18 protein-coding genes are annotated in these 17,588 nt (G+C 63.2%); 7 read left to right on the plus strand and 11 right to left on the minus strand.

Features of this window, described 5'->3' with window-relative positions; genetic code table 11:
- Positions 1 to 10: 10 nt before the first annotated feature.
- Both IEY38_RS01780 and IEY38_RS01785 read right to left on the minus strand, forming a co-directional pair.
- Complete coding sequence (locus IEY38_RS01780) at positions 11 to 376, minus strand: hypothetical protein (RefSeq protein ID WP_188974848.1); 366 nt, start codon at positions 374 to 376, stop codon at positions 11 to 13.
- A 36-nt stretch (positions 377 to 412) separates the two neighbouring features.
- The gene (locus IEY38_RS01785; RefSeq protein ID WP_188974850.1) at positions 413 to 2,359 is read right to left on the minus strand and encodes an aldehyde ferredoxin oxidoreductase family protein; all 1,947 of its coding nucleotides are present in this window, start codon (positions 2,357 to 2,359) and stop codon (positions 413 to 415) included.
- Between the two features lie 258 nt (positions 2,360 to 2,617).
- Between IEY38_RS01785 and IEY38_RS01790 the strand changes: the two genes are divergently transcribed.
- On the plus strand, positions 2,618 to 3,208 hold the full coding sequence (locus tag IEY38_RS01790; protein ID WP_005537511.1) for a 50S ribosomal protein L15e: 591 nt from the start codon (positions 2,618 to 2,620) through the stop codon (positions 3,206 to 3,208).
- Positions 3,209 to 3,378: 170 nt separating this feature from the next.
- Entirely contained in the window at positions 3,379 to 3,642 is a 264-nt protein-coding gene (locus IEY38_RS01795) for a hypothetical protein (RefSeq protein ID WP_188974852.1), read from the plus strand.
- A 22-nt stretch (positions 3,643 to 3,664) separates the two neighbouring features.
- Here the strand turns inward: IEY38_RS01795 and IEY38_RS01800 are convergent, their stop codons facing one another.
- From IEY38_RS01800 to IEY38_RS01815, 4 genes are all read right to left on the minus strand, one after another.
- The gene (locus IEY38_RS01800; protein ID WP_188974854.1) at positions 3,665 to 4,690 is read right to left on the minus strand and encodes a Brp/Blh family beta-carotene 15,15'-dioxygenase; all 1,026 of its coding nucleotides are present in this window, start codon (positions 4,688 to 4,690) and stop codon (positions 3,665 to 3,667) included.
- The gene (locus IEY38_RS01805) at positions 4,687 to 5,412 is read right to left on the minus strand and encodes a lycopene cyclase domain-containing protein (protein WP_188974855.1); all 726 of its coding nucleotides are present in this window, start codon (positions 5,410 to 5,412) and stop codon (positions 4,687 to 4,689) included. Before IEY38_RS01805 ends, IEY38_RS01800 begins: the two co-directional genes overlap by 4 nt.
- Positions 5,413 to 5,460: 48 nt before the next feature.
- A complete protein-coding gene (locus tag IEY38_RS01810) occupies positions 5,461 to 6,432 on the minus strand; it encodes a phytoene/squalene synthase family protein (protein WP_170097046.1) in 972 nt (323 codons plus the stop codon).
- Positions 6,433 to 6,687: 255 nt separating this feature from the next.
- Positions 6,688 to 8,268: a bacterio-opsin activator domain-containing protein gene (locus IEY38_RS01815; RefSeq protein WP_188974857.1), complete on the minus strand. Its 1,581-nt coding sequence runs from the start codon at positions 8,266 to 8,268 to the stop codon at positions 6,688 to 6,690.
- Between the two features lie 128 nt (positions 8,269 to 8,396).
- On the opposite strand from IEY38_RS01815, the gene IEY38_RS01820 reads away from it, so the two are divergent.
- The 4 genes from IEY38_RS01820 to IEY38_RS01835 all read left to right on the plus strand — a co-directional run bounded on the left by IEY38_RS01820 (position 8,397) and on the right by IEY38_RS01835 (position 12,538).
- Positions 8,397 to 8,681: a DUF7562 family protein gene (locus IEY38_RS01820; RefSeq protein ID WP_188974859.1), complete on the plus strand. Its 285-nt coding sequence runs from the start codon at positions 8,397 to 8,399 to the stop codon at positions 8,679 to 8,681.
- 66 nt (positions 8,682 to 8,747) lie between these two features.
- Positions 8,748 to 10,121: an RNB domain-containing ribonuclease gene (locus IEY38_RS01825; protein WP_188974861.1), complete on the plus strand. Its 1,374-nt coding sequence runs from the start codon at positions 8,748 to 8,750 to the stop codon at positions 10,119 to 10,121.
- Positions 10,122 to 10,190: 69 nt separating this feature from the next.
- Positions 10,191 to 10,931 carry an ABC transporter ATP-binding protein gene (locus IEY38_RS01830; protein WP_170097042.1) on the plus strand — a complete coding sequence of 247 codons (741 nt, stop codon included), beginning with the start codon at positions 10,191 to 10,193 and terminating at the stop codon, positions 10,929 to 10,931.
- A gap of 20 nt (positions 10,932 to 10,951) precedes the next feature.
- A complete protein-coding gene (locus IEY38_RS01835; RefSeq protein ID WP_188974863.1) occupies positions 10,952 to 12,538 on the plus strand; it encodes a hypothetical protein in 1,587 nt (528 codons plus the stop codon).
- Here IEY38_RS01835 and IEY38_RS01840 read toward each other — a convergent pair.
- Entirely contained in the window at positions 12,535 to 13,137 is a 603-nt protein-coding gene (locus IEY38_RS01840) for a transcription antitermination protein (RefSeq protein WP_188974865.1), read from the minus strand. The two genes, IEY38_RS01835 and IEY38_RS01840, sit on opposite strands and share 4 nt — an antisense overlap.
- 70 nt (positions 13,138 to 13,207) lie before the next feature.
- On the opposite strand from IEY38_RS01840, the gene IEY38_RS01845 reads away from it, so the two are divergent.
- The gene (locus tag IEY38_RS01845; RefSeq protein WP_188974867.1) at positions 13,208 to 14,386 is read left to right on the plus strand and encodes an MBL fold metallo-hydrolase; all 1,179 of its coding nucleotides are present in this window, start codon (positions 13,208 to 13,210) and stop codon (positions 14,384 to 14,386) included.
- A 13-nt stretch (positions 14,387 to 14,399) separates the two neighbouring features.
- Here IEY38_RS01845 and IEY38_RS01850 read toward each other — a convergent pair whose 3' ends face one another.
- The 4 genes from IEY38_RS01850 to IEY38_RS01865 all read right to left on the minus strand — a co-directional run bounded on the left by IEY38_RS01850 (position 14,400) and on the right by IEY38_RS01865 (position 17,542).
- Positions 14,400 to 14,693 (minus strand): DUF6432 family protein, encoded by a 294-nt coding sequence (locus IEY38_RS01850; protein WP_188974869.1) that lies wholly within the window; start codon positions 14,691 to 14,693, stop codon positions 14,400 to 14,402.
- Positions 14,694 to 15,051: 358 nt separating this feature from the next.
- Complete coding sequence (locus tag IEY38_RS01855) at positions 15,052 to 15,720, minus strand: hypothetical protein (RefSeq protein ID WP_188974871.1); 669 nt, start codon at positions 15,718 to 15,720, stop codon at positions 15,052 to 15,054.
- Entirely contained in the window at positions 15,717 to 16,118 is a 402-nt protein-coding gene (locus tag IEY38_RS01860; RefSeq protein WP_188974873.1) for a hypothetical protein, read from the minus strand. The genes IEY38_RS01855 and IEY38_RS01860 overlap by 4 nt, the downstream gene beginning before the upstream one ends.
- 65 nt (positions 16,119 to 16,183) lie before the next feature.
- Positions 16,184 to 17,542 (minus strand): PKD domain-containing protein, encoded by a 1,359-nt coding sequence (locus tag IEY38_RS01865; RefSeq protein WP_188974875.1) that lies wholly within the window; start codon positions 17,540 to 17,542, stop codon positions 16,184 to 16,186.
- Positions 17,543 to 17,588 lie beyond the last annotated feature (46 nt).

Genomic DNA, 17,588 nt, shown 5'->3' on the forward strand with positions numbered 1-17,588 from the left:
GTACTGGCAGTCAGCTTCGCACCGTAATCGTCTCCAGCACACGCTGGGAGAACGCCGTCTCCGAGAGGTCGCCGTTTTCGAGGTCGTCGATCCACTCGCTGTCGACCGACCACTCGCCGAGTTCGGTGTCTTCGAGGTCCGTCACCGTCGCCTCGATGTCGACCCCCGACCAGTCGTCAGCGTGGAGGTCCCGGAAGACGTTGATGACACGGCCGATCTCCCGGTGAGGAATAACGGCCGCCTCGTCGGCCGAAATCGATTCGTAGGTGAGCCGGTACGTATCGCCCTCGTCAGCGAAGTCGGTGACGTAAACGCCGTGGCTGGTCAGTCGGGACTCTACCTGGAATTCGAAGTCGTCGATATCTTCCTTGCGCATTAGAGAAGTGAAATGTGTTCGGCGGCCGGGGCTATCTCAGTCGTCGCTCGGTGCCGCTGCGCCGCCGGAGCTGACGCCGGTTCCGGGGCCGATGTCGATTCCCAGATCGTCGAGTTTCTCGTCGGGAACGACGCCGTTCTCCCAGTCACGCACCTCGTAGTACTCGTCTTTCATCTTCGAGAGCTCCGCGAGCTCGCCCTCGGAACCGCCCTGGGCCGGCATCGCGTGCTCGTCGCCTTCGACGAACCGGTTTGGCAGGTCGTCGTCGGAGCCGTCGAAGCCGGCGAGGTTGTTGTAGTACCGTTCGAGGTTGTAGATTCGTTCGCCAGCCTCCATCAGTTCCTCCTCGCTCACGTCCAGCCCGGTCATGCCGTTGTACTGCAGGACGTACTCCTCGATGCCCTCTGCGAAGGCGTTGAACTTGCAGATGTCGAAGGAGTCGCTGATAGCGTGCAGGTCCTGGAAGGTGGCACACAGCTCGCCTTTACCCTCCCACTCTCGCGGATCGACCTTCTCCGGGATACCGAGAATTTCTGCTGCTGGCGTGTAGCCGCGCAGGTGACATGCCCCGCGGTTCGAGGTCGCATAGCCGATTGCCATCCCCTTCATACAGCGCGGGTCGTAGGCGGCCATGGTCTGGCCCTTGACCGCGAGGGAGTTGGTGTGGGCGTCGAACTCCTCGGCGAGGTGGTCCGGCCCTTCGGCGAGGTGGTCCGCGAGTTCGGTCTCACGGTGGGCGATCATCTCGATCATGTCGATCATCGTCTCGGCGTCGCCCCAGTCCAGACCGTCGCCGAGTTCGTCGAGTTTGCCTTCCTCGGTCATCTCCATCGCCATCGCCATGGTGTTGCCAACGTCGATGGTGTCGACGCCGACGTCGTTACACCGTTCGAGCATCACGGCGATCTTGTCGCGTTCGACGTGGCCGGAGTTCGGTCCGAGCGCCCACGCGGACTCGTACTCGTAGGATTCGGTGCGGACGTTCATCTCCTCGCCCTTGTGCATCGCCTGCACCTCGACTTCCTTCTTGCAGGCGACCGGACAGGAGTGACAGGTCGGCTCGTCGACCAGGATGTTCTCCCGGACGTTCTCGCCCGAGACGTTCTCCGAGTCGATGATGCGCTCGCCGTCGCCCTCGGCGTCCGAGTACGACCGCGTCGAGGAGTACCTCGCGTTCTTGGTCGGAAGGCCGTCCATCTCCTCGGTAAGGTTCATCAGGACGTTGGTCCCGTACATCGAGAGCCCGCCCTCGTTGGGCGCGGTCACGTCGGACTCCTGGATGACCTGCATCGCCTGCTTGTGGCCCTCCTGGAACGTCTCCTGGTCCTTCGGTTTGGGCATCCGCGTGCTGGACTTGACGACGACGGCTTTGAGGTTCTTGTTGCCCATCACGCAACCGGTGCCGCCGCGGCCCGACGCGCGGTCGTCCTCGTTGACGATACAGGCGTATTTGACCTCGTTCTCACCGCCCTGGCCGATGGCCATCACGGAGAGGTTCTTGCCCAGCGAACCGCCCTCGATCTCTTCTTCGAGGTCGTCGATGGTGTCGTGGACGCCCTGGCCCCAGAGATGGGATGCATCGCGCAGTTCCACCTCGCCGTCTTCGACGAGCGCGTACACCGGCTCGTCGGCCTGGCCTTCGAACAACAGTCCGTCGAAGCCCGACCACTTCAGCCGCGCGCCCGACCAGCCGCCGTGGTGGGAATCAGTGACCGTTCCCGTCAGCGGCGACTTGGTACAGATGGCGATACGACCGCTCATCGTCACCTGTGTGCCCGTCAGCGGCCCGTTCATGAACGCCAGCAGGTTCTCCGGCCCCAGCGGGTCCACGTCAGGTCCCTGGTCGAAGACGTACTTCACGCCGAGTCCGCGTGCACCGATATACTTTTTCGCGTCTTCCTCGTCGATACCTTCGTAGGCTACGTCCCCGTCTCCGAGGTCGATCCGTGCCACGTGGTCCTGGAAGCCACCAAGGTCTGTCATGGTAATACGTGACTCTCTGGCCGCGAGCAAGTTAACGGTTTGTGTTGCTAAAATACAGATATCTGACGGTTTCAGCGATCACTGGGCCTTCGTGACCGGGTCGCATCCACGAGTCTGGTCCGAACCGCTTAAGAGTCCGAACGGCAAACTCCGGAGTAACTCGCTGGGCGACGGGCACCAGCGGGCACCTGCGTGTGCAGGTCGGGATGTGAGTCGCGAAACGCGACTTGAACCACGCAACGCCCGTGGTGAATACATATGGCACGAAGCGCATATTCGTACATTCGAGATGCCTGGAAGAACCCAGGTGACGGACAGCTCGCAGAACTACAGTGGCAGCGCCAGCAGGAATGGCGCAACGAAGGGGCCGTCGAGCGCATCGAGCGCCCGACCCGCCTCGACAAGGCCCGATCGCAGGGCTACAAGGCGAAACAGGGCGTTATTGTCGCCCGCGTCTCCGTCCGCAAGGGCAGCGCACGCAAGCGCCGCCACAAGGCCGGTCGCCGCTCCAAGCGCCAGGGTGTCACGCGCATCACCCGCCGGAAGGACATCCAGCGTGTCGCCGAGGAACGCGCCTCCCGCACCTTCCCGAACCTGCGCGTGCTCAACAGCTACTCCGTCGGTCAGGACGGCCGACAGAAGTGGCACGAGATCATCCTCATCGACCCGAACCACCCGGCCATCCAGAACGACGATGACCTGTCGTGGATCTGTGCCGACGATCAGGCCGACCGCGTCTTCCGCGGTCTGACCGGTGCCGGCCGCCGCAACCGCGGCCTCAGCGGCAAGGGCAAGGGCAGCGAGAAGACCCGCCCGTCGCTACGCAGCAACCGCGGCAAGGGCAAGTAACGCCGACGTAGCGGTTCTATCCAGTATTTTTGCGTCTTAGCGTTCATTCCGAAGAGCTGTGGGTCCAGCAGGACTGGCCACGTCACGGGTCGAGAACCGGGACAGCGCCGCCCGTTCGAGGTCGTCTCCCGGAGCAGAACGCTCTTGTCACAGTGGTGTCACCCGCCAGTATGGATGCGGCACGCCTCCACCACTTCTCGATGCTGCTCATCGGCCTCTCGCTGGGAATCAACGGGTTCGTCACGGTGCGGACCGGCGGCGGCAGCGATGTCGGTGGCGTTGCCATGGCGGCTGGCGGTGTCCTGATGGCAGGTGTGAGCGTCTACAGCCTCGTGACCGACGCGACGTCGGGCGTGGGACGACGGGTCGCGATGGTCACTGCGTTCGGCGCTGTGCTCGCGGTTTCCGGAACGGTACTCATGCTTTTCGCGTGACTTCGACGAAGTCGTTGGGAGGCTACACCCAGACGCCCTGTTCGCGGTCCATGATACTGACAACGACAACGTGGGGCAGCGTGACGACAGCGATGAACACCAGATACAGCGCGACCCACTCCGGCACGGACCCCGGTGGATTCGGAACGAGGAAGTATAGCCCGCCGAGCAGGGCAAGCGAGGCGGCGGTCAGCGGGGCGGCGTCGCGGGCGAATCGAGCCAGTGCCGCCGCTGGGTCGCGGTTTGCGAGCGCGGCAGTGGCGTCGTCGTCGACCAGAAGGAGGCGGGCGACGTGGCGCAGCGAGTGCCACAGACAGAAGTACACCCCGATGGCGAGCACCGGCGGAACGAGGGCGAAGTACGCGAGCAAGCCCAGCGTCTCACCGGCGTCAAGCAGCCACGGCCGGCGAGCGTCGGCACGGACGAATCCGACGGTCAGCGTCGCCACGACGAGCACGCCGTATGCGATGGCAAGCGCAGTCCGAACGTCGGTCTGGAACGCCCAGCCGATAGCGGCCGCGGCGTCGGGCGCAAACAGCGAGACGAGATCCGTCGCGACGCGGCGATACCACTCCGGGAACGCGAGCAACGGGACCAGCATCGGCAGGCCGCCCCGGACGAGGACGGTTCCGATTCGCTGGGGAAGTGACTGGAGGTGGTCAGCGTCGGCCAGCGCACGCAACGCGTACAGGTCGCCCTGCCCCCAGTGGAACCACGTCACCGCGATGAACAGGACGAAGGCCGCGGCGGGTGCGAGGAACCAGGTGACGGCATAAGCCCCGCCAACGACGCCGTAGAGCGCGAACACACGGACGATAGCGCGCCAGTCCGGGTGCTCGCCACGAGTGCGTGCGACCGCGAGGTGGTCGACCGCGCCGTGGGGAAGGCCGAGCAGAACGGCACTGACAACCAGCGGAGCATACTGGAGCGCGGGCGGTATCGAGACCCCGGCGAGGAACGGAGCGACGACGGCAAGGCTGGCGATCCAGCCGGGAGCCAGGGCGACCCGGTAGCGAACCGACGGCTCGACGATAGTGCGGTGACTCACTCCCATCTGTCCATAAGCCAGACGTAGAGTACGACCCCCTGCACGACGAACAGCGTCGTCAGCAGGAAGAAGACCGCCTCTTCAATCGGCAGGTCGAGCAGGGGAACCGTGTACCCGGTCGTGTACTGTTTCGAGAGGGTCCAGACGCCGAGTCGGATGGCAACGCTGTCGATACCACAGAGATAGGCCGTTGGAACCAGTGTCGCAACGCTCACAGCCCGCCACTCGCCGACGAGGAAATGCCACCCGAACAGCCACTGAATAGCGAGAATCGGCCCGCTCCAGACCAGCAGGGACCCGAGATACAGCCCAGAGTCAGAGCGTAGGAGTGCGAGGCCGGACAGAACGACGGCGAGCGCAGCGGCGAGCCCGACGAGTCGCGTTCGTACTGGCGTGGTCAGCGGACGCTCCGTGTCCACCCGAAACCGGGCTACCCACAGCCCGATCATCGCGGTCTGCAGGATAAAAAAGAGGTACTCGCCGAGGGGAATCGACCAGAACCGTGCCAGCACGGTGCCGTCGCCGTACCACCAGACGCCGCGTCGGATGAGCGCGCCGTCCCACGGCGTCGTGTAGACGAGGGCCAGTCCTGCGAGTATTGCTGTCCCTGTGAGTACGTCCCGTCGGCTCCCGAGGCGATAGGTGGCTGTCAGTGCCAATCCGGCCACGACCGGCACCACGAACAGGGCGTGGAACTGGAGATACGTGAGCGTGGGCAACATTAGTTCAGGTACAACAGGGAGTCAAAAACGATGCCCGGTGCGTGCCTGTCATCCACGCCACGTGGGCTGCCCGTGGCTGTGAGTGTCCGTTGGCGTCTCGCCGGGGCCACGCTCAGAGACAGCGCTCACGGTGTAAAACGTCGCTTCGGGGTCGCCGTTGCGCCGCCAGTGCCACCACGTGCGGGCGAGGAGCCACAGCCGGCGGCGACGAGTGAGGTCCGGCGTCTCGGTCAACACGTCGTAGCCGCGGTCGCGGATGAGCCGGTGGTGGTCAGCGTACAGGACCGCAGCCAGCAGCACGCCGAACTGGCAGTCCTCCGGGAGGTATCGGATACCGGCGACGCCCTCGCGGTACAGTTCATCGGTCCGGGCCAGTTCCTCCTGCATCACGGCGCGGAAGGCGTCGTCGACCTCGGCGTCAGCCAGTTGCTCCTCGGTGACGCCGTGACGGTCAAGCGTCTCCTGTGGGAGGTACACCCGGCCGTAGTCGTGGATGTCCTCGCGGACGTCCCGCAGGAAGTTCGAGAGCTGGAACGCTTCGGCCAGTGCCGTCGCGTGGGGCAGGGCCTCCTCTTTCTGTGGCGGGTCCATTACCTCCGTCATCATGTGGCCGACGGCGACGGCGGAGCCGCCCATGTACTCACGGAGGTCCTCGAACGTCTCGTAGCGGGCCTGTGCGATGTCCATCTCCATCGCGTCGATGAAGACGTTAATCGTCTCCTCGGAGATGTCGTGACGCTCGGCCAGGTCCTGAAACGCCGCCATGACCGCCTCGTGGTCGGTTTCTTCCGGGTCGATGTTCCCGAGTGCGGCCTCGCGAATCACCTCCAGTTGCTCGTGCTGGACAGTCGGCGGCGGCCCGTCCGTCTGGTCGACGACCTCGTCCGCAACCCGGAAGAACGCGTACATGACGTACGTCGGGTGGCGGATACGCTCCGGAAGCAGACGCGTCGCGAGGTGGAACGTCCGTCCGGTTTCCTGCTGTATCGATTTGCTGGTTTGGATGTTATCGGAGTGCATTGAAAGCTATCGGGCAGTCATTGGCGGACGATGCGTCGCGCGCTTGTCGGTAGGCTGTGCGTAATGGTCCGGTCGGCCCGTGGTTGCACCGCTATCACGGGGCGGCGTGTCCTGTCCGTTCGCTGACGACAGATAGGACACTGGTTCGGTATCACTACATGTATATACGGTTGTTATCGGGATAAGCGGACTACCAAACTGCTTCGGGGATCGCGCAAGGAATCCGCCGTCAGGAGAGGAGTTCAGAGGCACGGGTTACCAGTTTTCGAACACTTCTTCCAGTAGCTTTCGCTCACCGGCACGGAGGTGCTGGTGGAACGTCGACGGGCAGATGTCCATCGACTCGGCCAGTTGCTCGCCGGACACGTCGCGTGGCCAGTCGAAGAAGCCGCCGAGAAACCCTTTCCGGAGCGCCGTTAGCTGGCGGTTGGTCAACCGCTCCTCGACGTTTGCGACAAACGCCTGCCGGGAGGCTGGCGGTTCGTCCCGTTCCCGTACGGAGAGCAGTTCTGTCTCCGGATACTGGTTGCGGACCTGCTCGACCACGCTTCGGGTCTCCATCGACGCCGGGAGCGTGACGGTGACTGTTGCCTTCCCCGGTTCGACCAGAATGTCGCCCGTCTGGGCTCCGCGGTCGGCGACGACCGAGACGATCGGTGGGTCCGAGACGGTAAACTCGAACAGCGCCGACGAGTCCGCCGTCGAGACGTGTGAGACGCCAGACACCTGCGGGTGGTCGGCGGCGACGGCACAGACTGCCGAGGGGTCGTCCGTCTCGACGAGGAAGAACATCACCGTTTCCTCACCGTCAGGGACGCTCCCACCGTACTCCATCGAGCAGCCGAGTTCGCTCGCTACGTCGATGTAGAAAACCCCTGAGTCAGTGACCTGCAGTTCGAGTTCGGTGACGTTGTCGGCGGTCAGCAGCCGGCTGGTCTCGCGGGCGTCGATAGCCGCCGCGGTCGCCCGGCCGATGGTCCCCAGCACGGCCTGTTCGCGGGGGTCGAACACGTCGTCGCTGTCGGCGTAGACGGTGAGCACGCCGTACAGCGACTCGCCGGAGACGAGCGGGACTGCCGCGACCGACGCGACATCGGAGTCGGCGAGTCGGCTGTGTTGCTCGTCGATATCGCCGGTCACGACCTGCATCTCCTCGGTTCGGGCCGCCTCCGAAACCGGATCGTCAGCGTCCAGCGGGATGGATAGCGTCGTCGGGTAGTCCGCGGAGAGCGCTGTCGACGACAGCGTCTCGTCGCGCAGATCGAGTTCGGACACCCAGGCGAACTGGTAGGAGTCGACTTCGGCCAGCCGGTCACAGACGGTCTGCTGGATGGCCTCGCGCGAGTCGACGGTCAGTACGTCACCCATCACCGCTTTCAGGAGGCCGTCGACCCGATCGACGAGTTGTTTCAAGTTCTGGCGTTCGGCTTTGAGCTCCTCGCTCCGTCGCTCGGCCGCCAGTTCGGCGAGCTTCCGCTGGGTGATGTCGATGTGTGCAACGACCGCACTCCCGGCCTCGTCGTCGGGCAGCGGTGCGACCCGCATCAGAAACCACTGCTTTTCCTCCGGAGAGTGACACGGGTACTCCATCGTGAACAGTTCTTGCTCACCGTCGATGACCGACTCGATGCCGCCGAGCGCCTGCCCGGCGTACTCGTCTGCATCGACATCAGTCGTCGCGAAGTAGTTCGTCCCCTCCATCTCCCCGTCCTCGTCGCCCGCGAACTCCCGCCAGGCGCGGTTGGTGAACAGGATTGTCCCCTCGTCGTCGAGGACAGCGATATTGATGGGTAGCGTGTCCAACGTCGAGTGAGCGAGTGTCTCTGGTGGCTTCATTCAGTGTCCCTGGCTCCGAATAGCCGATACCCTGTGTAATGGCGGCGGGTGAATAAACGTGTGGCCCGGAACGGGGAACTGTTGCCCGTGCGGAAAACTCTAAGCGCTGTCAGTCGCAACTGGTTCGTATGTTCGGGTCCCGGAGCTCCCGGGCGGAGTCGGTCACCTGTATCGCGTGTGGAGAGTCCGTCTCGCGGTCCGAGGCTCGCGAGTACGACAAACACGGCGATCGGTGGGACCGCCGGAACAAGACGTTCGAACACCTCTGTAAGGCCTGTTTTGCCGACCTGTGCCAGCAGCCACGGGACGGCCTCGAAACGACGCTCGATGCCGCCGGAGCCGGCGAGGCCGATCAGGAGACGTTCCTGAAACGGTTCCGAGAACTCTCCGAGGGCGACGCGCACAGGGAATGAGACACGGAAGTCACGGCCCAGTCCCACCCCGACAGCCCTAACTACGCCCTGTTCGTACCGGGTGACATGACTACGGAGGACGCGCAGGCGGCTGCCGGGACCGCCGAGGGGCAAGGCCCCGTCAAGATCGACCCGGAAATGGCACGCCATCTGGAGAACAAGCGCGAGGAACTGTTCGAGAAGTTCGGCATCCCCGACGAGTTCCCACCGGAGGTACTGGAAGAGGCTAAGGAGCGCACACAGGACGTGCAGGCCGAAATCGAGGACGAGGTCGACGAGCGCGAAGACCTCCGGGAGATGACGACCTGGACGACCGACCCTATCGACGCGCAGGACTTCGACGACGCCATCTCCATCGAGGAGCGCGAGGACGAGGTCGTCCTCTGGGTCCACATCGCCGACGTGACCCACTACGTCAACCCCGACACGAAGATGTGGGAGCAGGCCGTCGAGCGGGGGAACACCGTCTACCTTCCGGCGTACACCGTCCACATGCTGCCGCCCGTCCTCGCCGAAACCGTCTGTTCGCTGGTCCCCAACGAGGACCGTCTGGCTCACACCGTCGAGATGCACCTCGACAAGGAGAACCTCGGCTACGAGGAGATCAACATCTACAAGTCCGTCATCCGCTCGGACGCGCGGCTGACCTACACCGAGGCCGAGCGCCTGCTGGACGAGCCGGAGACAGCGGAGGACGTGCTGGAAGACCAGAGCGTCGACCTCGCGGAGAAGACCGAGCGCGTCTGGGAACTGGCCGACCGGATGCACGAGCAGCGCAAGGAAGAGGGCTCGCTCGTCCTCAACCCCGCCCGCGACCGCGCCCACACCATCATCGAGGAGTGCATGCTGAAGGCCAACAAGGCCGTCACGCACGAGCTGATGTGGAACCGCGGCGTTGAGGCGATGTACCGCGTCCACCCGCAGCCAAGCCCCGACGAGTGGGACGAGGCGTTGGTCGAGATTCAGGAACTCGACGGGGTCTCCATCCCCGGCGACGCCTGGGACGACCCGCGGAAGGCCGTCAACGCCACGCTCGAACAGGCCCCCGGTCGCCAGCTCGACAAGATCCAGTGGGCAGTGATGAAGGTGATGCCCCGCGCGAAGTACATGAACGACCCCTTCGGCGGCCACCACGCCCTGAACTTCGAGATCTACGGTCACTTCACCTCGCCGATTCGCCGCCTCTCGGACCTCATCAACCACTGGATCGTCTACAGTAACGACGTACCCGAGGACCTCATCGCACTGTGTGACCGCGCCAGCGACCGCCAGAAAGACGCCGAGCAGTGCGAGCGCGAGTACAAGAACTTCCTGCAGGAGATCGGGCTCGATCCGTCGGCAGTCAACAACCGTGGCATCGAGGTCGTCGAAAATCCTGATGACGATGATGAGGATGAAGACGCTGAAGCCGATGCCGCCGACGCAGCGGTCGAGGAGTAACGCTGGCAGGCTCGGGTAGCGGACTCGCCAACAGCAAGACCTTTTCACAGTCGGTGCGGCACTGCCCGTATGTGCCCTCCAGCACCCGCAATCGTCACCGAGGGATTGACGAAGCGCTACAGCGGCGTCTCGGCAATAGAATCCCTCGACCTGACGGTTCCTCGCGGGAGTGTTTTCGGTTTTCTCGGCCCCAACGGTGCGGGCAAAACCTCGACGATTCGCATCCTGACGACGTTGACGAACCCGACGAGCGGCACCGCACGGGTGGCGGGCGAGTCGGTCGCCGACCGCGCCGCGGTGGTCGAGCACATCGGCTTCCTGCCCGAAGAACCACCGCTGTACGATGAACTCACCGGCCGCGAGCAGCTGGAATACGTCGCCGGCCTGCGCGGGCACGAGGACTGGGACCGCGTGGAGTCGCTCCTCGACCGGTTCGACCTCGATACGGACGCCGACCGGCGCGTCGAGACGTACTCGAAGGGGATGAAACAGAAGCTCGGTCTCGTTCAGGCGCTGTTGCACGACCCCGACGTGCTGTTTCTGGACGAACCGACCTCGGGACTGGACCCGCGGGCGGCTCGGACGGTCCGTGATACCATCAGCGAGGTCGCGGCCGCTGACACGACGGTCTTTCTCTCGACGCACATCCTGCCCGTCGTCGAGGAGTTGGCCGACACCGTTGGTGTCCTGTACGACGGCGACCTCGTGGCGGAGGGGTCTCCCGAGGAACTGACCGATGGTGTCGAATCCGGGAGCACGCTCGAAGACGTGTTCCTCGACGTGACCAGCGAGCACCCGGGAGAGCGATGAAGCGGCCGAACGGACGGCGGATGCGACTGATCGCGCGGACGGAACTGCGGCGTACCTGGCGCAAGCTCATGGGCACGACGCGCGGGACGCTCATGCTGCTCGGCGGCGGATTGGGCATCATCATTTACAGTCTCGCTATCGGCGCGGGAGCGCTCTTTTTGGGTGGCTTCCTCGCCGACAGCGACGCCCACACGGTCAGGCTTGCAACGACGGCAGGTATCGTCGGACTGCTCGGACTCGTCGGCTTCTTCACGCTTCAGCATACGGTGAAATCGGCCGGCGAACCGGACGCCGCCGACGGCCTGCTGACAACGGTCCCCTACGAGGACGCGGCGGCCGGGCTGTTGGCCGCTGAGGCCGGTCGCGTGTCGCTCGCGCTCACCATCCCGATTCTGGCGCTGGTGGGCGGACTTGCAGTCGGTGATGCCGGAGTCCCCGTCGCTATCGTGGCCCTCGTCGGATCAGTCACGGTCGCCCTGCTCGGGACGGTTCTCGGCTTCGGTCTGGGGCTGGTGACGAAACTGGTCGCGAACCGCTCGGCCTTCATCGCGCGGCATCGAGCAAGCGTCGGAGCCGCCGTCTCGCTTATCCTGCCGCTTGGCTGGGTTGCGATGACGACCGTCCCGACAGTACAGCTTCGCGTGCTCCAACTGGCGACCCAGTCCCCGCTCTCGTGGCCCGCCGACGTGGTCCTGCTCGTGCTGGGAAACGGCGGTAATCCGATCACGGCCGCCGTTGCCACAGCGGGGATTCTCGGCGCGCTCCCAGTCGGCGCAGTCGCGTGTCTGTGGCTGGCCGGCCGGGTCTGGTATGCCGATCCGGTCCAGCCCGATCACGAGTTCGACGCCGATGAACGAACGCTCTCGGACCGTCTGCTGAGTGGACGGGTCTCGACGGCGACTCGCGTCGTCGCCCAGAAGTCGTGGCTCCGAGCCAAGCGAGCCCCCGTCACCGTCCAGTTCGCGATCATGCCATTCTTCTTCCTGGTGTATCACCTCCAGATCGTCATCCTGGAGCGGGTAGTGCCGCCGACGCTCCCGCTCAGTGCCGGCCTCATCAGCGCGGCGGCATTCGGGGCCGCGTTTTCGCTCAATCCGCTCGGCGGCGAGGAGGGGGTACTGCCGCTGACACTGACCGCCAACGTCTCGGGCCGGGCGTTCGTCACCGGACTCGTCCTCGCGGGCGCACTCCCCGGCGGCGTGGTGACGACGCTACTGGTCGTCGGTCTCGGTGTCGCGGCCGGAACGCCACCGGTCACGCTCGCTGCTGGACTCACAATTGCACTGGTCGCGACTGTCGCCGCGCCGGCCATCGCCGTCGGAGCCGGCGTCGTGTTCCCGAAATTCGAGTCGGCGTCAGTGCGGGGCCACGAAGTGGTTGTTCCGAGCGGCTGGGCGTTTGGGCTGTACTTCCTCGTCCTCGGCGTGGCCGTCGCACCGGGGAGCCTGACGTACCTGCTCGCCGTTCGCAACCTGTTCGCGATACCGTTCGGCAAAACATGGCTCCTCAGCGGAGGCCTGGTGGCGAGCAGCGGGATCGCAGTCGCTGGCGCTGTCGCCGGGTTCCTCTATGCCGCCAACCGCGTCGCGACGTACCGGCTGGATTAGCAGATCGGCTTCGGGTCCAGTCCCATCACCTCCAACGTCTCCGCGTAGTCGTCGTACGCCGCCCCGATAGCGTCCGTCGCGGCCGCCGCTGCCGTCTCGCGCTCGGATTCCGAGAGATGTTCGAGGGCGGTCTTCCCGTTGTCGAGTGCCGACGCCTCCTCTCGAATCTCGCGGAACGTATCGGCTCGCTTCTCGTCCGCCTCGTTGATGAAGAAGCTCACTACCTGCAGGTAGAACCGGTCGGCGACCAGTGGCGCGGCGACGAGACCCGCCCCGACGCGCCGTGCAGTCCCACTGACGGTTTCGAGGTGGTCAATGAACCCGTCGCTGTCACCGGCGTCCCCACCGATGCGGTCCGCTCGCTCTGTCGCGGCCTCTGCGGCTGCCTCGAACTGCGTCGCCACGTCGCTGTCTGTCTCGGCGGCCCACTGGCCGAGGGCATCTGCAAGCCCTGCCTCGCGGGTCGCCGCTGCCGTGAGCACCCCATCTGTCTCCAGTGTCGCATCTGTCGCTGCAATAAGCACTTTGTCCGATCCCAGCCTGTCCCGTTCCGTCTCAGTCTGGTCACGCACAGCATCGATAGTGGCTCCGGCGTCCATACGTCCGCTGTGCGCGGCAGGGGCTTGAAATCCCCGCCCGATTTATCCACCGGGGAGCGCTACAGTCGGTATGGTCGAAGACTACCCTGACCCGCCGACAGACCCGCTGTCACTGTCCGCAGCAGCGTTGCAGGCGAAACTCGATACCGGTGAATCGGTCCGGTTACTCGACGTCCGTGACCGCGACGAGTACGAGCAGTGGCGGATTCGTGGTGAGGCGGTGACGGCGACACAGCTACCCTTTACGAAGTTCCTCCAGGCGAAGGTGACCGGCGAGGTGGACGACGTTGTCGCCGAGGTGGCCGGCACTGGACCGATAACGGTCGTCTGTGGCCGCGGCGAGGCCAGTGCCTTCGTCGCCGGACTGCTGACTGAACACGGCGTTGAGGCGCAGAACCTCAGCGACGGCATGGAGGGGTGGGCGCGGCTCTACGAAGCTCGCGAGATCCCGTGTGACACCGCAACTGTCCTCCAGTACCGTCGTCCGTCGTCGGGCTGTCTCGGTTACATGATCGTCAGCGACGGCTCGGCTGCCGTCATCGACCCGCTCCAGGCCTTTACGGACCGGTACGTCGCCGACGCTGCCGACCGCGACGCCTCGGTCACCCACGCTATCGACACGCACGTCCACGCCGACCACATCAGCGGCGTCCGCCGCCTCGCCGAAGAAATCGATGCCGAACCGATCCTTTCCGAGCGGGCAGTCGCCCGCGGTGTCGACGACGTGACTGCACTGGCCGACGACGAATCGCTTCAGGTCGGGTCAGCCACACTGGAGCCGCACCCTCTGCCTGGCCACACGACCGGCATGACTGGCTTCATTATCGGCGACGTGCTTCTGGCCGGCGACAGCGTCTTCCTCGACAGCGTCGCCCGCCCGGACCTCGAAGCCGGAGCCGACGGCGCTCGTGACCTCGCCCGCGACCTCCATCGCACGCTGACCGACAGACTGGGGGAACTACCAGACAAGACACGCGTCGCCCCGGGCCACTACAGCGAGGCGACGGTGCCGGCTGACGACGGCACGTTCACGGCCACTCTCGGCACGCTCCGCGACCGGCTCCCGGGATTCGCGATGGACCGAGAGGCGTTCGTCGAGTACGTCTGTGACGACATCCCCCCGCGCCCCGCCAACTTCGAGCGGGTTATCGCCATCAACCTCGGAACGGAGACGGCCGACGACGACACCGCGTTCGATCTCGAACTCGGTCCGAACAACTGCGCAGCCGCGCCGTCGGACGTGGTGTGATACTCGGCTGTGGCTACAACGGGAGCCGCTTGCGAATCTGGTCGAGAATCGATTCGTCTTCGTCCGGCACCGACTCACCCACCACGCCCTCTCCCGGGAGAATGACGGTCCGCTCCCCGTTGTCCTCAACCTCGATGAGGCCGTCCGCCTTGAGAGACGCGAGCGCGTCTTCGATGCGATCAATGTTCTCTTCCGTCCGCGACCGAAGCTCGAAGACAGTCATCCCCTCGTCGCGGCGGTCAGCGAGCGCATCGAGCACCGCAACCTCTGTGTCGTCCCGGTCGCGATACTCCGGCTTCGCTCTCATATGTCCCTCTAAAACCGGCTGGGTCTAATCTTTGTCCCTCGGAATGGTGATATGCGTTCTCTGTGCAGTGAGCCGGGAATTGCCATAACAGACCATATGCCGCGTTGCTTCACTCGCTCGGCTGCCACAGACTGCAATCACTTCTTTCGTTTCTACCGCTGTCAGTGCGGCTTATCGTCGTCTTGGTGTCGCTGGCGCGCGAGAGTAGCAAAAGCCAATCACACTGCACCGTCGTTGACCGGTCGGCGATTGAAACCTCTCCTCCTCGTATCGTTTTGGAGTGACCGCCGTGGCACCTGAGCAGCGCGGTTGTCGCCGACAAACGCTCTATGAGTTATAGTACTGAGTAGGTGACTCGCTACTTCCACTTGTCGTGGTAGGCTGGTCCTTCCTCTAATGTGGCTGAATACTTTCCCATCAGGACACGGAGTGACCACTCATCGGAATAGTATTTGTACGCCCAGAGGTACTTGATGTGGCTCGTCTGAAACACCTCACCATCCTGTGTAACAAACGTCACATTGACACTATCAGGAATCCACGTATGATCTCGCTCCTCGTAGTTACCGTTTTCCGCGTTGTACTCACTCACAGCTGCCTGATATTTCCAAAGCGGATTCAGCCGGTCCTCAACGGTTTTAGTACGGTTCGTGGTATCCCGCATTCTAACGGTGAGATGATACGAGTTGTTGTCGGGATTGGTTTCAGAGTCAACATACCGATCATCTGCTTGCGCTTCATATACGTCCTGAAGATTTTCATCGAATGCCTCAAATTTTTCTGCTCTACTGAGTTCTTCTTCGCCGCGGGACTCAGTTTCAGGTTCTTCAGTGGCCAATGGTGTACTTTCGGTCTCCGTGGGCACCGGTGTTGGAGTCTTGGTAGCCCTTTGCGTGGGCTCTGCCGTTTGCGTTGGCGTGGTTTTCTCTTCACCTGAACCGCTTCCCCCCACAGGCCCAGAGCACCCGGCAAACATTATTAAGAGGACGATAGCAACAGCACTGAAAATAGTTTTATTTCCGGTCATGGTTCTTGGGTCTCGTCGTTGAGGTCTATGTTATTAATTCCTTCTTCAGCGGCTGAGAGGGTCAGAACTTCAGTTGGCGTTGGCTCTGGTATCAAGCCAGTTGTCAGACCCCTTTCATCGACACCCACAGATAATGAATCAAGCAGATTCTCGCCATTAGAAGCCAAAAATGTGGGTATTCTTACAAAGGCGATAGAGACGACTGCATATGTAAACGCGACCAGATTGATGACAGACGCTCTCTTGAGTTGGATACCGGACATTACTGAGTATTCGTGTGTATGCTCACGAGCATTCGTCGATATGCTGACCCGATCGGTAGTCAGGAACAGTCCAAAACCTGTAAGAACTGCTAACAGGTAGGCGACTACCTCTCCAGCCTTATGTTTTCTACCCATTCTATTTGGAATTTATATATTCTGTCTTATAAAATTTCAACTTCACAGGACAGAACTGAAAGCTATTACCAGAAACTCCACCCTCCGCCGCCGCCGTCACCGCCGCTGTTCTCATCATCGCCGTTATCGTCATCGTCGCTACCACCGCTGAACCAACCACCGCTGTCACCGTCATCATCACTGCTGTCGTTATCATCGTCATCACCGCCACCGATTATGCCGTCAAAGACCCCCCCATCATTGTCGTTGTCACTGCTACTACTATCATCATCGATACTGTTGCTATCGTCATCGCTGCTACTGCCGTCACCGTCATTGTACGACCAGTCATATCCACCGTCGTCACCGGCCTCATCGTCGTCATCGTCTCCTCCCCCTGGATTCATCAGGTTATTTGGCACACTGGATGCTGGACGAGTACTACGACTCTCATCGCTGGAACCGTCGTCGCCAGAACCGTCATCACTGGGGCCACCACCATCATCATCTTCGTCAGCATAGGCTCCTCGTTCCTGTTCAATCGCCTCTTTTCGCTGGTCAATGGTTTCCTTGCTAAATGTTCCGCCATAACCGTCTTTGGAGAGTTCATTCAATTCCCCCTCGTTTGCGATTTTAGTAAGTTCACTGTCGACATACATCCACAGACCCTCCCGACCGTCAGTATCAACGACAGTACCATCAACGGTCATAGCAGCACTCGTACAGCCCCTGTTCTGCCTGTCAACGTAGTAGGGTGCGCTACCAGCCGGGCAACTACTGCCGCCGCCACCGCCACCACTGCCGGACGAGCCAGCGACCTGAATCGTCCGGTTGGCGACGCCACGCCGTCCGGCGGCATCGTAGGCGACCGCACGGACAGACACAGAACCGGAGTTGTTGAACGTATGCGTGATAGTCGAGGTCCCATTCTCGCCGGTGAGTCGCATCTGGTTTTGCGCGGTGCCGTTGACGACCCACGCGAGTGTTCGGAGGTCGGCATCGCCGGCAGTCGCATTGGCAGTCAGATTCCGCCGGAGGCCAACGGGAACCGCGGGCGGGGCCGAAACTGAGACTGACGGCCCCCCAGCGGCCACCACGTCGACGTGGAGCGTGTCCGAACGCGATGCCCCGTCATCATCAGTAACAGTGACCGTGACGTTGTACTGGCCGGTGTCGGCCGGGGAGAACGTCGTCTGGACGCAGGTCGGGCAGTCGGGCGTGCGTGTCGTACCGTCCGGCGTTTCGATAGACCACTCGGTATCTTCGATTGAGCCGTCGGGGTCGCGCGAGCCGTTAGCGTCCAACTGAACCGTCGTGGCCCGCTGAACGGACTGGTCCAGTCCGGCGTCGGCAAGCGGTGGCTGGTTCTCGGTCGCCACCGCTGTCCCGCCGAGAAGCGCCGAGAGGGCGAGGACCGACACCAAGAGTGTCGTCGTCCGCTGCATTGGGGTAGCGTAGCACCGGTACCAGTTATAAAATTTCACAATCCAA

Source organism: Haloarcula sebkhae, from assembly GCF_014647415.1.
Lineage (GTDB): Archaea > Halobacteriota > Halobacteria > Halobacteriales > Haloarculaceae > Haloarcula > Haloarcula sebkhae.

What these genes read in the sequence shown, in the direction of transcription:
- IEY38_RS01780 (WP_188974848.1), bottom strand. Translation starts at nt 376, where the DNA reads ATGCGCAAGGAAGATATCGACGACTTCGAATTCCAGGTAGAGTCCCGA.
- IEY38_RS01785 (WP_188974850.1), bottom strand. Translation starts at nt 2,359, where the DNA reads ATGACAGACCTTGGTGGCTTCCAGGACCACGTGGCACGGATCGACCTC.
- IEY38_RS01790 (WP_005537511.1), top strand. Translation starts at nt 2,618, where the DNA reads ATGGCACGAAGCGCATATTCGTACATTCGAGATGCCTGGAAGAACCCA.
- IEY38_RS01795 (WP_188974852.1), top strand. Translation starts at nt 3,379, where the DNA reads ATGGATGCGGCACGCCTCCACCACTTCTCGATGCTGCTCATCGGCCTC.
- IEY38_RS01805 (WP_188974855.1), bottom strand. Translation starts at nt 5,412, where the DNA reads ATGTTGCCCACGCTCACGTATCTCCAGTTCCACGCCCTGTTCGTGGTG.
- IEY38_RS01810 (WP_170097046.1), bottom strand. Translation starts at nt 6,432, where the DNA reads ATGCACTCCGATAACATCCAAACCAGCAAATCGATACAGCAGGAAACC.
- IEY38_RS01815 (WP_188974857.1), bottom strand. Translation starts at nt 8,268, where the DNA reads ATGAAGCCACCAGAGACACTCGCTCACTCGACGTTGGACACGCTACCC.
- IEY38_RS01820 (WP_188974859.1), top strand. Translation starts at nt 8,397, where the DNA reads ATGTTCGGGTCCCGGAGCTCCCGGGCGGAGTCGGTCACCTGTATCGCG.
- IEY38_RS01825 (WP_188974861.1), top strand. Translation starts at nt 8,748, where the DNA reads ATGACTACGGAGGACGCGCAGGCGGCTGCCGGGACCGCCGAGGGGCAA.
- IEY38_RS01830 (WP_170097042.1), top strand. Translation starts at nt 10,191, where the DNA reads ATGTGCCCTCCAGCACCCGCAATCGTCACCGAGGGATTGACGAAGCGC.
- IEY38_RS01835 (WP_188974863.1), top strand. Translation starts at nt 10,952, where the DNA reads ATGCGACTGATCGCGCGGACGGAACTGCGGCGTACCTGGCGCAAGCTC.
- IEY38_RS01840 (WP_188974865.1), bottom strand. Translation starts at nt 13,137, where the DNA reads ATGGACGCCGGAGCCACTATCGATGCTGTGCGTGACCAGACTGAGACG.
- IEY38_RS01845 (WP_188974867.1), top strand. Translation starts at nt 13,208, where the DNA reads ATGGTCGAAGACTACCCTGACCCGCCGACAGACCCGCTGTCACTGTCC.
- IEY38_RS01850 (WP_188974869.1), bottom strand. Translation starts at nt 14,693, where the DNA reads ATGAGAGCGAAGCCGGAGTATCGCGACCGGGACGACACAGAGGTTGCG.
- IEY38_RS01855 (WP_188974871.1), bottom strand. Translation starts at nt 15,720, where the DNA reads ATGACCGGAAATAAAACTATTTTCAGTGCTGTTGCTATCGTCCTCTTA.
- IEY38_RS01860 (WP_188974873.1), bottom strand. Translation starts at nt 16,118, where the DNA reads ATGGGTAGAAAACATAAGGCTGGAGAGGTAGTCGCCTACCTGTTAGCA.
- IEY38_RS01865 (WP_188974875.1), bottom strand. Translation starts at nt 17,542, where the DNA reads ATGCAGCGGACGACGACACTCTTGGTGTCGGTCCTCGCCCTCTCGGCG.